Genomic DNA, 13,001 nt, shown 5'->3' with positions numbered 1-13,001 from the left:
GATGACGGCTGGAGGTTTCGACGGGGTTGAACGGCGAGGGCTGATGTTCGTGCTGTCGTCGCCCTCGGGCGCGGGCAAGACCACGCTGTCGCGCATGCTGCTTGAGCGCGAGCCGGGCCTGAAGATGTCCGTTTCAGCGACGACGCGCTCGATGCGACCGGGCGAGGTCGAGGGACGCGATTATTTCTTCGTCGACAAGCAGAAGTTCGAGACGATGGTGGAGCAGGGCGAACTGCTCGAATGGGCGACTGTGTTCGACAATCTTTATGGCACGCCGCGTGCGCCGGTCGAAGCGGCATTGTCGGCGGGACAGGATGTCTTGTTCGACATCGACTGGCAGGGCACCCAACAGCTGCATCAGAAGGCGAGTGTCGATGTCGTTCGGGTATTCATCCTGCCGCCATCGGCCGCCGATCTGGAGAAACGGCTGCACACGCGTGCGCAGGATTCCGACGAGGTCATTCGCGGGCGCATGAGCCGCGCCACCCATGAACTCAGTCACTGGGCGGAATACGACTATATCGTTGTCAACCACAACGTCGATGACGCGTTCGCCGAGGTGCAGTCGATTCTCAAGGCCGAGCGGCTCAAGCGTGAGCGCCGCACCGGCCTGACCGAGTTCGTTCGCAAGCTACAGCGCCAGTTGGAAAAATAGCCGCCGCTTCCATTTCGGTCAGGTCTGCGCGCTGCGGGCGAGCCGGGACAGCATTTCCGTAACCTGCCGCTCCCGCTCCCGATCCTGGGGCGCGTGTCCCTGGGGCGCGTGTCGTCGTTCCTGCGGCGGGCGTGGCCGCTCCTGTGGCATGCGCGTTGTTCGCTCCTGGGGTACGCGCGTTCGCTCCTGGGGTACGCGTGTCCGGTCCTGGGGCATCCGCGGATTGTGCACGCCGCCGGTGCGCCGCAGCCCGGCGTCCTCGTCATGGAACATCGGTTGCGGCGAACGCCGCCTTGTCTTTGCGGAATCCCACATCGCGCGCCGCTTGCGGCGCATGGCGCGGCGCGCCCGCATGCGGCCGATCCTGACGATCGCGCTTACCGTGAGGCCGGCCAGCGCAAGCGCGGCGGCCATCACCAGAAGCAGTTTCTGCAGCGATGCGGTCGGCTTTGCTGTCGCCGCGTCCGCTGCGGCGGGCGCAACCTGATCCGCCGCCGCGGGCTGCTGCACTTCCTCGGCCTGTGACGGCTGGGCTGCGGGCGCGGCTGCCGCCGTCTGGAGATTGGTTGGCGTGGTCAAAGATCTTGTGGTGGGAGCGTCATTCCATCGCACCGACGACAGTGGCGCTGGCGCCAGCACATTCGGCATGGTTGCGCGCGGGCTATTCTGCACGGCCGGTGCGGGAGCTGCCGCAACCGTTTGGTCGACTTTGGCGGGCGAATTTGGCTCGGCGCGGGGTTGCTGGGAGACCCATTCGGCACGCGCGTCGGAGATCGACTTGCGCGTGATTGTTCGTTGCTGGGTCGGCTCCTCTGCTGCCGAAGGGGCTGAAGCTGGCGGCGCGGCGCGTGCGAACTTGTCGTCAGCCGTGTCGCTCTCCTCCCGGAGATACCAGCACTGGCGTTTGGTGACGCGATCGATGCGATAGTACCAGTGGCTGCCCGAGGGGTTCGCGCCCTTCGGCGCGGACAGGCAACTGTCCGCGGCGGCCTGGGTCGCTTGTGATGGGGCGGCTTCCGCGGCTGTTGTTAATACCCGGGCCCGGAGATCCGTCGTGGCGGCCAGACTGGCGCCTACCACCACACCGGCAAGGAGAGCCGGGACGAATTTCACGGAACGGTTCGACATTCTGTATCCCCGGCAACGCACGCAACACGACGCTTAATGCCCCCAATCTGGTCAGAGACTTGGGTGGCAATGAGCCGCAATTTCGGAGCGGATGGGGTTTAATTAGGGCTTGCGCGCTGCCTCAATTGAGGCGGGCTAAACCTGTGGAAAACCGGCGTTTTTTCTACTGTCTGGAGGCGCTCCAGCGTCCGATACAGCCGTCGGATCGCACGAATGAACCGGGGCCGCTGTGGGCCGACATGCGGCCCGAACTGGTCCAAGCTCACACCCCGGCGGATCCGTGTCCCCTCAAGGAGCCATTTGGGCTGACCTGACCGGAACTCCATTCCACGGACTGGCTGTCAATTCGCGACTCCGGCTGCAAAAGCCGTGAGCAATGCCTTTCCCTGCGGCCAGTCCTCCAGCCCGCTTGCCTCATTGATGTGGCCAAGCTCTCCCACTTCTACAATGCCGCTTCTCCACTGATTCGCTCTCCCGCGGGCATGCTCGATCGTGCCATAGGGATCGTTCGCGCTTGCGATGATGAGTGAGGGAAACCTGAACCGGCCGAGTGGCGGATTGGCGAAACTGGCGGCCTCGATGGGGAAGGCCTGGGCTTCCGGATTCGGAACGGCAACGAGGAATGCGCCGGCGACCGGCGCCGCGGAAACCTGCTGCCAGTGCGCAACCAGAAGACATGCCAGACTATGAGCGAGGAGGAGCGGCGGCTTCGAAGCGGCGCCGACTGCGCGATCCAGCGCTGAGATCCAGTCCTTGAGTTCAGGTCGATTCCAGTCGGCAGGCTGGAAGCGCCGATAGCGAGGGTTGCTCCTTTCCCATCGGGTTTGCCAGTGCAACTCACCCGATCCTCCGATCCCCGGCAGAATAACGATGTCGGTCATATCAGCTCCGTTGATTTTGCAACCGGACGAAATTGACGTCTTCCGCTGCGATCTGGAATGGGCAATCATCGGAAAAGACGTCCTCTTACCGATGGATTCAAGGTCTTCATGTCATTTCGAGAAAGCTCAATCCCAGCGCTGGACCCGACTGATGTCGCGATCATCGAAGTCCTGCAGGAGGATGGGCGTATCGCGATATCCGAACTTGGCCGCCGGGTCGGACTCTCACAGCCAGCGACCTCGGAGCGGGTCAAGCGACTGGAGGAGCGCGGAATCATTACGGGCTATACCGCGAAGATCAATCCGACCGCGCTCGGGTTGAGGATGATGGCCGTCATCCGCCTGCGCACGACCCACGAATATATTCAGTCCTGCCTGAAGCAATTTTCCGAAATGCCTCACGTCATGGAGGTGCTGCGACTGACCGGCGAGGATTGTTTCATTCTCAAGGTTTTCGTGCCGTCGCCACAGGAGCTTGAAACGATCGTGGATGCAGTCGCGCGGCACGGCTCGGTCACGACGTCGCTGGTGCTGCGCAGCGAGCCGTCAAAGCCGATCGGGCGGGCGTTGATCCAACGCTAGCCAGAAAGATGCTCCCAGGCGGCAGTCCAGACCGTCACCGCAATTCCAAGTCATCCCTGATGATACACATGTCGTGACCGACGCCGCCAAGGCGGTGTGACCCGTCCCGCGCTCTCGGCGCTGCTCAATGAGCGCGCGGCACTATCGTCTGAAATGGCGCTGCGCATCGAGAAGGCGTCGTATCCATGGATACGTTGATGCGCATGCAAAATAGCTACGACATTGCGCAGGCGCGTCGCCGTGCCCGGAAGATCAAGGTTGCGCGGTTTCGCAAGGTTGGAGATCCGGGCCCGGCGCTCGCGTGATCGGATGAGAATGATCCGCCTCGGAATTACGGTGTGCATCCAACAGACGCGTCGCGCCTGCGATCATCATGAAGTCAAGTGCACTCACCCGCAATTCCTGACCTACCGATCGGTCCAGCATCCCCGCCGGACCCTGAGCTGATCGTCGCTACTGTCGAGGCGCGTTTAGTCGCAGATGCGCTCGCGAATCCTGACACGTTCACCAAAGCGGTTGGTGCGTTCGCGGATTACGATCCGGCAGTCATCTCTGTAATCACGATCGCGGTAGTAGGGGCGATCATAGCCGGGACCAACGTAGACGCCGCCCGGACCGACGCCAAACTCAACAGCGTTGGCCGAAGCGATGGTTCCGACCGTAAGCAGTGTCGCAATCGTCAAGGCAGATAGCTTCATAGATACCTCCTCTTGTCGACCAGAATCAAAGGCTTCGAAAGGCATTCGTTCCGCCCGGCGGAGATTTTGATGGCGCCGTCAGCTTAGGTTCCGCCAAAGAACATTGCAGCGAACCGTCTCGGTTTCGATCGCCGTACGCTCGTCGCGGTACCGGCAGAACCCCGTTGCTATTGTCGTACTCGATGCGGGTTTCACGCCTGTGGTTGCGAGCGGAGGAACCTGACGCCGTTCTGAATGGTTGATCGATTTGTTCTCCGCGCCCTCCCGCTCCGTACTCGGACGAGGACACCATGACTTCACTTGCGAAACTTCTCACTCAAAAGCAACAACTGCTGGGCAGGTTGGAGGAGGACCCGGGGCCCAATGAGCGCGCCGAACTGGAACGCCTTATGGAGAAGGTCGATGCGGCGTTGAGCTCACTGGAGCCTGCGCCCAGCGACATTGCCGAGGATCATGACGGCCGCTCAGACTCGGCGGCAATTGATAAGACGACTTCGCCTTCCGCACCCGGCAGACGCTGAGGGCTGACCTGTCGAGGAAGGGCGCCGGGCGATGTCGTGTGGTTTCCGTCATTGCTGTGACAGTGCTGGAAATAGACGCGCCGCGCCTGCGATCATCATGAAAGTTAAGTGTACTGTTCCTCGTGAATTGACCCGCGGCGCCTCTCGTTCCATCTCACGCAGAGGTGTTGGAACTGCAGGGAACAGGGGGAACGAGCTGCTTTCATCGGCGCTTGTTCCTTGTCCGCTTGGTCGGGCTCATCTTCATACAAGCAATGGAGTAATCCTTATGAGACGATTGCCGCTGGCCCTGGGCCTCCTGGCTGCATGCGCCGCCACTGCCGCCTCAGCCGAAACGGTCAACCTGACCGGCACCTACCGGTGCATCCAAATGTGCCGGAACGGCATGGTCGGCGCTCCCACCTTCGTCACGCAGAACGGGGACGCCGTGAACCTCACGACGGAAACGGGTGAATCCTACCGGGCCTGGCCCGACTGGACCGCGCCCTTCAGCCGAATCTGGATCGATGCGCGCGACGAGGGCGCCGTCTATTCGCCCGACGGCATGCGCATTCAGTTCGATGATGGCCGCGTCTGGCAGCGCGACATCGGCCCGCCGCCGCGCGTGGCGTTCCGCCGCGCGCCCGTGGTGTACAGCAGGTAGTTTCAAGCGTGGGCACGGCACTTCGCGCCGTGCCCACCTCTCAGGCCATTTCGACGAAAGCAGCTCGACGGGAAGCTATCGGAATCAAAAGGACAGAGCGGGCCGAAGGCTCCATCGTTGCAGTGACGCGAGCGCACCACCTCAGTTCTTCAGCACAATCCGCCCGACGACTTCCCGGCGCGCAACTCGTCGATCCATTCCTGGACGCCGGTCATCGGCTCTTTCTTCATCGGCGTCGGCTTGATCTTGCCGGCGCGGGCGAGGGCCATCAATTCCTTCGCCTCGGCGAGGGTCCCGACCATGAAGAATTACGGTGAAGAATTTCGGTGACAGTGCAGGGCTGCACCCCCTTGGAATGAGACACGCTGATTTTCTGTGACAGTGCGGTTGCCATGCACAGATCTAGAAGGAGCGGCGCGCGACGCTTGTCTTGGGACGATGCCCACAAGCTTGCAACGAGGAGCGCCGCTCTGAGAGTGTGTTTAGCTGGGCCGATCGCTGCGCGGTCAGGCCCTTCTACTGAGGCTTAATACGCGCCTTGCAGCGGGGCCCAATTCCAATGCGGCTGCGGCAGCGCTTCTTGTGTGGTTTCGGCCGGGGCTCGCGCGGCTGTACTCGCGAACGGAGCGGGGGTCATCGTCCCCGGATAAGGGGTTTGGGCCACGCTTTCAGCGCGCAACGCTCGGCCAAGATGCATTGCGCATCCACTCATCTTCCCGCTGAGCATCGCGTCCTGCGCCTGAGCAATCTCCCTTTCCGCCATGAACTTGGCGGGGCCGTCGGCCATAGCCTCGACTTCGCCTTCAGCTTTAGCGAAGTTGTCGCCGCTACATCCGACACCGACATGCGCGGTGTGATGGATGTGCCTGGCATGTGCGGCGGGCACAAAAGCATAGGCCGTTGCAGCTATTGCGGCTGCACCTAGCACCTTCCTGAGCATTGTTCTTCCCTTTTTTGCTTTGCAATCCGGCATCATTGTCGGACCACCTGAACAACATCGGCTGCGTCCAATCGACGCGGGTGATCAGAATGAACTTCCCGCGATTTCGCGCGATCCAAATGTGATCGGCGATACTTGCAATGCGTCTATGCGCTCGCCGCAGACCCGGTACTTGGCGGGGCAGGCCCTGGCCGCTCAAGCTTCCGTCAATCAGCCCGTACTTCGTCAGCAATTCCAGTGAAGCGTGATAGCCAATCGTTTCAGCGCTGGGCTGGCGTGCCGCGACCAATGCCCAGGGTTGGCGAACATCTGCACCGCTTGCTCAATCGGCCGTAGCGATATGGCGCATGATGATGAAAGCGCTGGATCAAGCGCGCCTGCGCGCCAATTTTTTGCGAAAGGCGAGAGCTACGACTGCTGGAGCGGCGGATTGCGCCAATCGGGCCGCGGCTCGTGCAGTCCCGTTCGGCTCCAATCCGCACCTGCGGACTGCAGGTATGTGAGACGCGTTGCCTCAGTTCTTCAGCACAATCCGCCCGACGACTTTTCCGGCTCGCAGCTCATCGATCCATTTCTGGACATCGGCCATCGGCTCTTCCTTCATCGGGGTCGGCTTGATCTTGCCGGCGCGGGCGAGCGCCATCAGCTCCTTCGCCTCGGCGAGAGTGCCGACCATGAAGCCTTCGATGGTCATGCGCTTGTAGACCCACTGCACCATCGGCAGGCTGAAATTGCCGCCCATCAGGCCGGAGACCACGACCTTGCCGCCGCGCGCCACCGTCGCAACCGCGAACGCCATCGATTTCTCGTTGCCGGCAAAATCGACAACGCCGTCGAAGCCGCCCTCGGTTTCTTTCAGGATGCGCCTGATGATTTCGGGCTCGGACGGATCGTAGGCGGCCGCGGCGCCGTTCTTCAGCGCGGTCTCGCGCGCGGCGGGGCTGAGATCGGCCACCGTGATGTTCTGCTTGAACATGGCTTGCGCGAATGAAAGCCCCATCATGCCGACGCCACCGAGCCCGATCAGCAGGAGATTGCGCTGCCGCGGACGGTCGACCAGCCGCTTCAACGCGCCATAGGCGGTGACGCCCGAGCACATCAGCGTCGCCGCCTGGTTGACCGGCAGCGGATCGTAATCGAGCAGATATTTTGCGTCCGGCACCAGCACATGGGTGGCAAATCCGCCATCGATGGAGACGCCGAGGAAGCGCTGCTTGACGCAGAGGTTCTCGTCGCCATTGGCACAGTCGCGGCACTGGCCGCAGCCGATCCAGGGGAATACCGCCTGCTTCTTTCCGATCAGCTCCTTCGAGGTATCGGGACCGACCTCATCGACCACGCCGGCGATCTCGTGGCCTAGCGTGAACGGCAGCGTCATGCCGCGCGTGGTGTCGAGCCGCTTGCCGCCGCCCAAATCAGCATAGCCGTCCTGGATGTGCAGGTCGGAATGGCAGAGACCACAGCGCTCGATGCGAACGAGGACTTCGCGACCTTGCGGCTTCGGCGTGTCGACAATGGTTTCGCACAATGGCGCATCGAACTTGACCAGCGACTGGCGACGCATCAGCGCCATGGCAATATCTCCCTTGAGCAGAAAGTTTCTTCAGAGCGTTTGAGCTTTTGTGCTTCGTATATCGGTCAATTCACGGGCCATGGCAACAAAGGCGGATACGGGGATTGTTTCGGCCCGCCGGGTCGCATCGACTTCAGCGGCTGCCGCCAGCTGCGCCGGATCGACCGACAGCGATTTGAGGCTCTGCCGCAGCATCTTGCGGCGCTGGCCGAAGGCCGCGGCGGCCACCTGTTCGAGGGCGCGGCGGTCGCAGGTTTCAGGGGCGCTGCGCGGCACCAGCCGCACCACCGAGGAGGTCACCTTGGGCTGCGGCACGAAGGCGGCCGGGGAAATGTCGAACAGGATCTTGGTCTCGGCGCGCCAGTTGGCGAGCACCGCGAGCCGGCCATAGGCCTCGTCATTCTCTTTGGCGACGATGCGCTCGGCGACCTCGCGCTGAAACATCAGCACCATCATGTCGTACCAGGGCGGCCATGGTTCGATCGAGAGCCAGTCCACCAAGAGCGCGGTCGCGATATTGTAGGGCAGGTTGGCGACGATCTTTGCCGGCTCGCCGCCGAGCATCGGGCGGGGATCGAAGCGCTGCGCGTCAGCGTGCACGATCTCGAGCCGGCCGGGATAGCGCCTGGCGATGTAGTCGAGCGGGGCCAGTGCGCGCTCGTCGCGTTCGACAGCGATGACGCGCTTTGCGCCCAGCGCCAGCAGCGCGCGCGTCAGCCCGCCGGGGCCGGGGCCGACCTCGATGATGGTGGCGCCTTCGAGCGGACCCGCGGCGCGCGCAATCCGCGCGGTGAGGTTGAGGTCGAGCAGGAAATTCTGGCCGAGCGATTTGCGCGCCGACAGGGAATGTTCGCGAATGACGTCGCGCAGTGGCGGCAGATCGTCGATCGCGCTCATGAAGGCTTGGTCGTCGCCATGCGCGCGGCAAGACGCAACGCTGCGGCGAGACTCGAAGGATTGGCCTTGCCGGTGCCGGCAATGTCGAAGGCGGTGCCGTGGTCTGGCGAGGTGCGGATGAACGGCAATCCCAGCGTCACGTTGACGGCATCCTCGAACGCAATCGTCTTGATCGGGATCAGCGCCTGGTCGTGATACATGCAGATGGCGCAGTCGTAGCTGTGGCGCGCCGCGGCGTGGAACATGGTGTCCGCCGGCAACGGGCCCCTGGCGTCGATGCCATCAGTGCGCAGCGTTTCGATAGCGGGTGCGACGATGTCGACGTCTTCGCTGCCGAGCGAGCCGTCTTCGCCGGCATGCGGATTGAGGCCCGACACCGCAAGGCGCGGACGGGCCAGCCCGAAATGCGCTTTCAGATCCGCGACCGCAATGCGGGCCGTCGTCACGATCAGCTCGCTCGTGAGCTGCTCCAGCGCCTCACGCAGCGAAAGATGGATGGTGACGGGAACGACGGCGAGCGCCGGCGACCACAACATCATCACCGGCTGCGGGACTTGTCCGCCATCGGCGGCAAGCTCGGCGAGAAACTCGGTGTGGCCGGGATGGCGGAATCCGGCGCGGTACAGCACGCTCTTGGCGATCGGGTTGGTGACGACGGCGCCGGCTCGTCCTCGCCTGACATGGTCGACCGCCTGGCGGATGGAGGCCAGCGCGGCGGTCGCGCTGGTATCGTCGGGTTGTCCGGGGCGCGCGGTGGCGATTTCGCCCGTCGCCACCACGGGCAATGCTTTCGCAAATGCCGCGCTCGCTTCCTCAGGGACAGCATCGGCGAGCTCGACCTGCAAGCCCAGGAGTTTCGCCCGATCAGCGAAGAAGGCGCGATCGCCGAGCAGATAGAACGGCGGCAGGTCCAGCTCTTTGCGCCGCAGCCAGGCGGCGAGGGCGATGTCGGGGCCGATGCCCGCGGGTTCGCCGGATGTTAGCGCGAGTGCCTTGATTTTTGGAGGCTTGGACATCAGAGCCTTGGACATCAGATCCTTGGACGTCGGATCCTTGGCCATCAACGACATTCGATCATCGCGGCTTTGCGGATGTCGGCCAGATAGGCTTTCGACTTCGCCTCGTATTTCTGGGCGTACATCTTTTCCCGGATTTCCCGCTTCTTCGGCGTGTCGACCTTGGTCGGCTTCCGCTCGCACAACGCCACCATCTCCACGCCCTGCTTGGTGATCTCGGGCGGGGTCAAGTGACCGATCGGCGTCTTGTTCAGGAGCTCACGAAGCGGGCCGGGGATGTCGGCCGAGGTCTTGGTGACCGTGTCGCGGATCGCAGCGTTCTGCATCGACTTGAAGTATGAGTTGGCCTGCTCGCAAGTCTGGACGCGCTCGCGCAGGGACTCCGCCTCCTTGCGCCGCAGGTCGATTGCACTTTGCGCCGAGCCGCGCGGCACGATCAGCACGATCGGCTGCAGCTTGTATTCGAATGCTTCGGTCTGGGTCGCTTCGCCGCCTTGCTGGGCGGCGGCGTCAACGTCTTTTTCTCCGACCTGGAGGCTCTCCTTGAAGCGGCCGCGCACCAGGCTGCCCCAGACCATGTCGGCCCTGAGGCGGGCTTTGAGCGTTTCCGGCCGGACACCCTGGCTCTCCAGGGACTTGGTGAGTTGATCGGGCGTCAGCCGCATCCGCTGGCTCATTCCCGAATAGGCCTGGTCGATATCGCTCGCGGTAGGATCGACACCGAACCTCTTGGCTTCCTTGATCTTCACCTTTTCGTTGATCAGCTCATCGATCACTTCCTGCTTGGGCGCCGGTTTGCGCGTGGTCAGGAAGATGAGCTTGGTACGCTGCTCGATATCGAGACTGGTGATGGGCTCGCCGCCGACCATGCAGGCAACAGACTGCGCCGGCAACGGTGAAGCGCTGCCGGCCAGCATCGCAAGCGCGACGGCGGAGCCGGCGGCAAGTGACCGAGACCAAGGCCGGCGGGAAAGGAGCTTGATGGTCGTCATGGTCATGTCAGCCGTATCAACCAACTCGTACCGCGTTGTGCTGGGTACTCTCCGGCAAGGTCAGGCCTCACGCTACTGAATGCCGGTGCTGCCGGCGGATGAGGACGAGTTCGCAATGGTCCGCAGGCCGATCTGCAGCATGAACGCGTGGCTGAGCACCGGCGGTGTCGCCCCCGCGGAGTAGCTGTAGGACGTAACGTAATTGGCCGCCAGCACGAAGCAGTCATCCACATAACCGGCACCGACGATGTACTGGTTCAGCTTGTTGGCTTCAAGGTCCCACCGCGCCGAGCCCGACACGACCCAGTTCGATGCTAACTTGATCGATGCGGTGCCGAGCAGGCCCTCGCGCCGGGTCAGATAGCCGAGTTCCGGCTGCGCCGCATAATTGCCGTACATCATGCTGACCGACCAGCGATCGAACGCGGCGCGTCCCTCGGCCTCGAAGCGATTGACGTTCGTCGTTGCCTCATCAATGCGCGAGCGCACGCTGAACGTATATGTGCGGTTCGGCGAATAGTTGACGCGGGCGACGTAGTCGGACCGGGTGTTCTGCAGGCCGGATTCGAGCCCGGTATTGGTCGCGTCGGCCACGGCGTACGAGTTCAGGCCGAACAACTGGTAAGATTGTCCGAACAGCACGTTGACGCTGCCGCCGCGGTCGAACTGCGTTGTCGCCTGGACGCCGACATTGGCGCGGCCGCCGCCTTCGACGCGGTCGTAGCCCGAGAACTTGTCGACTGCGAACAGGTTGCTGGCGTCGAACACCATGCTCTGGGCGTCTTCGTTGGGCAGCCTGCCGGCAAAGGTCTCGTTGGGACGAGCAATGATCTGCGCAATCGGCTCGATCGTGGTGGTGCCCCAGGGCTGAACGTTGATGAAGGGGTAGCGATATTCGAGGCCGACGGCCGGCATCGGGCGCAGTGCCTGGGTGTCGCCGACAGGAAGGAAATTCGAAACACCCGGCTGGTTCGAAACCGAGGAATTGATGGCGTCGGCGCGCAGAATCGCAAACGGCGTCCAGATTTGACCGAACGGATCGGTGTACGACTTCCGCCATTGCGCTTCGGCCGTCAGGCGCGTGTAAGTGCCGGGGAAGCCGCGCAACAGGCATTGCGACGGCGTCCGCGCCAGTGGATCGGCGGACGTCGTTGTGCACAGGCTGGCGGTGTTGGCCAATGTCGTGATCGGGTCGAAGGCCGCCGTGTCACGCGAGAGGTTGGTGAAGTTGGTCCTGTAGCTGACTTCGCCGCCAAGGATCGGGCTGTTGATCACGTTGTTGTAGTCGATAACTGGATAGATCACCGGAACCTGATTCTGGTTGCCGGAGAACGAGAGGTAGTAGATCGTGCGCGCATCGAAGAAGCTGCGGTTGCCGACGCCGGTCAGGTAGAGCTGCGAGATCGCTTCCGTCGGCAGGCTCAGGAACGAGCCCAGCGGGTCCTTGTACTGGGCAAGCCGGTAGTCCGAGAAGAAGTAGTAATCCGACAGCAGAACGCCGTCCCAGCCCCAAACCCATTTGTCGTTGAGCGCGAACTGGCCCTTGGTGTCGAGGCCGCCGCGGAACTGGCGGTCGCCGGGCTGGCCGGCGTAGGCGCCCTGGTCGAGCTGATCAATGCCGTAGGCGCGGATCTGGTAGGAGCCGTTGATCAGGCGCTGGCGGAATTCGCCCTGGAACAGCACGCCTTGCCGCGTGGTGAAGCGCGGATTGAAGGTCGCGTCATAGTCCGGCGCGATCGCCCAGTAGAACGGGGTTTCCACGCCGTAGCCGTAGCCGGTAACCGTCGAGTAGGCCGGCATCAGGAAGCCGGTCTTGCGCTTGACGGTCGGATCGGGCGTCGAGAAATACGGCAGATACGCCATCGGCACGCCGAAGAACTCGAGCTGCGCGTTTTCGAAGTACAGCATCTTGTCGGTCTGGTCGTGGATGATGCGCGCACCCTTGACTTGCCACAGCGGCGGCTTCTTCGGATTGTCCTTGCACGGCGCGCAGGCGGTATACACGCCGTTTTCGAACACGGTGTAATTGCCGGCGGAACGGTCGGCGCGCGTCGCCGCCATCCGCGTCGCGTCCTCGGTGTCGACGCGCAGCGAATCGACGAACCCGTCACGATAGTCGTCGCTCAGATCCATGATATTGGCGTAGGTGACTTTGCCTTCCGCGTCGGTCAGACGGATGTTGCCTTCCGCATGCAGCCGCTTGGTCTTCTGGTCATAGACGACCTTGTCGGCCTCTACGCTGGTGCCGTTGTAGAACATCTGCACGTTGCCGACCGCCGACACGCGCTGGTTGTTGTAATCGTAGTCCACCTCGACCGCTTGCACGAGCATCTTGCCGTCGTTGTTGGCAGGCCGTGGCGGCGGCTTGGGCGGCCGCGGATTGTAGGTGAAGCTTTGCGCCGAGGCCGGCACCGTCAGGGCAAGCTCGATCGAGCCCGCGAAAACGAATCCGGCGAGCAGGGCAAACATAGAAAC

13 protein-coding genes and 2 pseudogenes are annotated in these 13,001 nt (G+C 62.9%); 5 read left to right on the top strand and 10 right to left on the bottom strand.

Features of this window, described 5'->3' with window-relative positions:
- Position 1 precedes the first annotated feature (1 nt).
- Positions 2 to 655: a guanylate kinase gene (gmk, locus tag V1294_RS23980; protein WP_334480101.1), complete on the top strand. Its 654-nt coding sequence runs from the start codon at positions 2 to 4 to the stop codon at positions 653 to 655.
- An 18-nt stretch (positions 656 to 673) separates the two neighbouring features.
- Here gmk and V1294_RS23975 read toward each other — a convergent pair whose 3' ends face one another.
- Together V1294_RS23975 and V1294_RS23970 are read right to left on the bottom strand one after the other, a co-directional pair.
- Positions 674 to 1,783, bottom strand: coding sequence for a hypothetical protein (locus V1294_RS23975; RefSeq protein ID WP_334500567.1), 1,110 nt, complete (start codon positions 1,781 to 1,783; stop codon positions 674 to 676).
- Between the two features lie 341 nt (positions 1,784 to 2,124).
- Positions 2,125 to 2,733, bottom strand: coding sequence for an RBBP9/YdeN family alpha/beta hydrolase (locus tag V1294_RS23970; protein WP_442895378.1), 609 nt, complete (start codon positions 2,731 to 2,733; stop codon positions 2,125 to 2,127).
- A 39-nt stretch (positions 2,734 to 2,772) separates the two neighbouring features.
- Here V1294_RS23970 and V1294_RS23965 point away from each other — a divergent pair, with 39 nt between their 5' ends.
- Together V1294_RS23965 and V1294_RS23960 are read left to right on the top strand one after the other, a co-directional pair.
- Positions 2,773 to 3,246 carry an Lrp/AsnC family transcriptional regulator gene (locus tag V1294_RS23965; RefSeq protein ID WP_334500563.1) on the top strand — a complete coding sequence of 158 codons (474 nt, stop codon included), beginning with the start codon at positions 2,773 to 2,775 and terminating at the stop codon, positions 3,244 to 3,246.
- 93 nt (positions 3,247 to 3,339) lie between these two features.
- Positions 3,340 to 3,551: pseudogene (locus V1294_RS23960) on the top strand (HigA family addiction module antitoxin); the annotation flags it as partial.
- Positions 3,552 to 3,716: 165 nt separating this feature from the next.
- Here the strand turns inward: V1294_RS23960 and V1294_RS23955 are convergent.
- Entirely contained in the window at positions 3,717 to 3,944 is a 228-nt protein-coding gene (locus tag V1294_RS23955) for a hypothetical protein (protein ID WP_108519329.1), read from the bottom strand.
- 290 nt (positions 3,945 to 4,234) lie between these two features.
- On the opposite strand from V1294_RS23955, the gene V1294_RS23950 reads away from it, so the two are divergent.
- Entirely contained in the window at positions 4,235 to 4,465 is a 231-nt protein-coding gene (locus tag V1294_RS23950; RefSeq protein ID WP_334500560.1) for a hypothetical protein, read from the top strand.
- 268 nt (positions 4,466 to 4,733) lie between these two features.
- A complete protein-coding gene (locus tag V1294_RS23945) occupies positions 4,734 to 5,108 on the top strand; it encodes a hypothetical protein (RefSeq protein ID WP_334500558.1) in 375 nt (124 codons plus the stop codon).
- Between the two features lie 141 nt (positions 5,109 to 5,249).
- On the opposite strand, the pseudogene V1294_RS23940 reads toward V1294_RS23945, so the two are convergent.
- From V1294_RS23940 to V1294_RS23910, 7 genes and pseudogenes are all read right to left on the bottom strand, one after another.
- Positions 5,250 to 5,413 (bottom strand): annotated as a pseudogene (locus tag V1294_RS23940) (alcohol dehydrogenase); the annotation flags it as partial.
- A 221-nt stretch (positions 5,414 to 5,634) separates the two neighbouring features.
- Entirely contained in the window at positions 5,635 to 6,048 is a 414-nt protein-coding gene (locus V1294_RS23935; RefSeq protein WP_334500556.1) for a hypothetical protein, read from the bottom strand.
- A gap of 514 nt (positions 6,049 to 6,562) precedes the next feature.
- A complete protein-coding gene (locus tag V1294_RS23930) occupies positions 6,563 to 7,621 on the bottom strand; it encodes an alcohol dehydrogenase (protein WP_334480118.1) in 1,059 nt (352 codons plus the stop codon).
- Between the two features lie 30 nt (positions 7,622 to 7,651).
- Entirely contained in the window at positions 7,652 to 8,518 is an 867-nt protein-coding gene (gene rsmA, locus V1294_RS23925) for a 16S rRNA (adenine(1518)-N(6)/adenine(1519)-N(6))-dimethyltransferase RsmA (protein ID WP_334500554.1), read from the bottom strand.
- Complete coding sequence (gene pdxA / locus V1294_RS23920) at positions 8,515 to 9,534, bottom strand: 4-hydroxythreonine-4-phosphate dehydrogenase PdxA (RefSeq protein WP_334504792.1); 1,020 nt, start codon at positions 9,532 to 9,534, stop codon at positions 8,515 to 8,517. The genes rsmA and pdxA overlap by 4 nt, the downstream gene beginning before the upstream one ends.
- Positions 9,535 to 9,578: 44 nt before the next feature.
- The gene (locus V1294_RS23915) at positions 9,579 to 10,526 is read right to left on the bottom strand and encodes a SurA N-terminal domain-containing protein (RefSeq protein WP_442895458.1); all 948 of its coding nucleotides are present in this window, start codon (positions 10,524 to 10,526) and stop codon (positions 9,579 to 9,581) included.
- A 72-nt stretch (positions 10,527 to 10,598) separates the two neighbouring features.
- Positions 10,599 to 12,995 (bottom strand): LPS-assembly protein LptD, encoded by a 2,397-nt coding sequence (locus V1294_RS23910; protein WP_442895457.1) that lies wholly within the window; start codon positions 12,993 to 12,995, stop codon positions 10,599 to 10,601.
- Between the last annotated feature and the right edge of the window lie 6 nt (positions 12,996 to 13,001).

The organism is Bradyrhizobium sp. AZCC 1678, assembly GCF_036924765.1.
Classification (GTDB): domain Bacteria; phylum Pseudomonadota; class Alphaproteobacteria; order Rhizobiales; family Xanthobacteraceae; genus Bradyrhizobium; species Bradyrhizobium algeriense.
The sequence above is the reverse complement of the archived record's forward strand: the minus strand, read 5'-3'. Positions and strand labels throughout refer to the sequence as shown.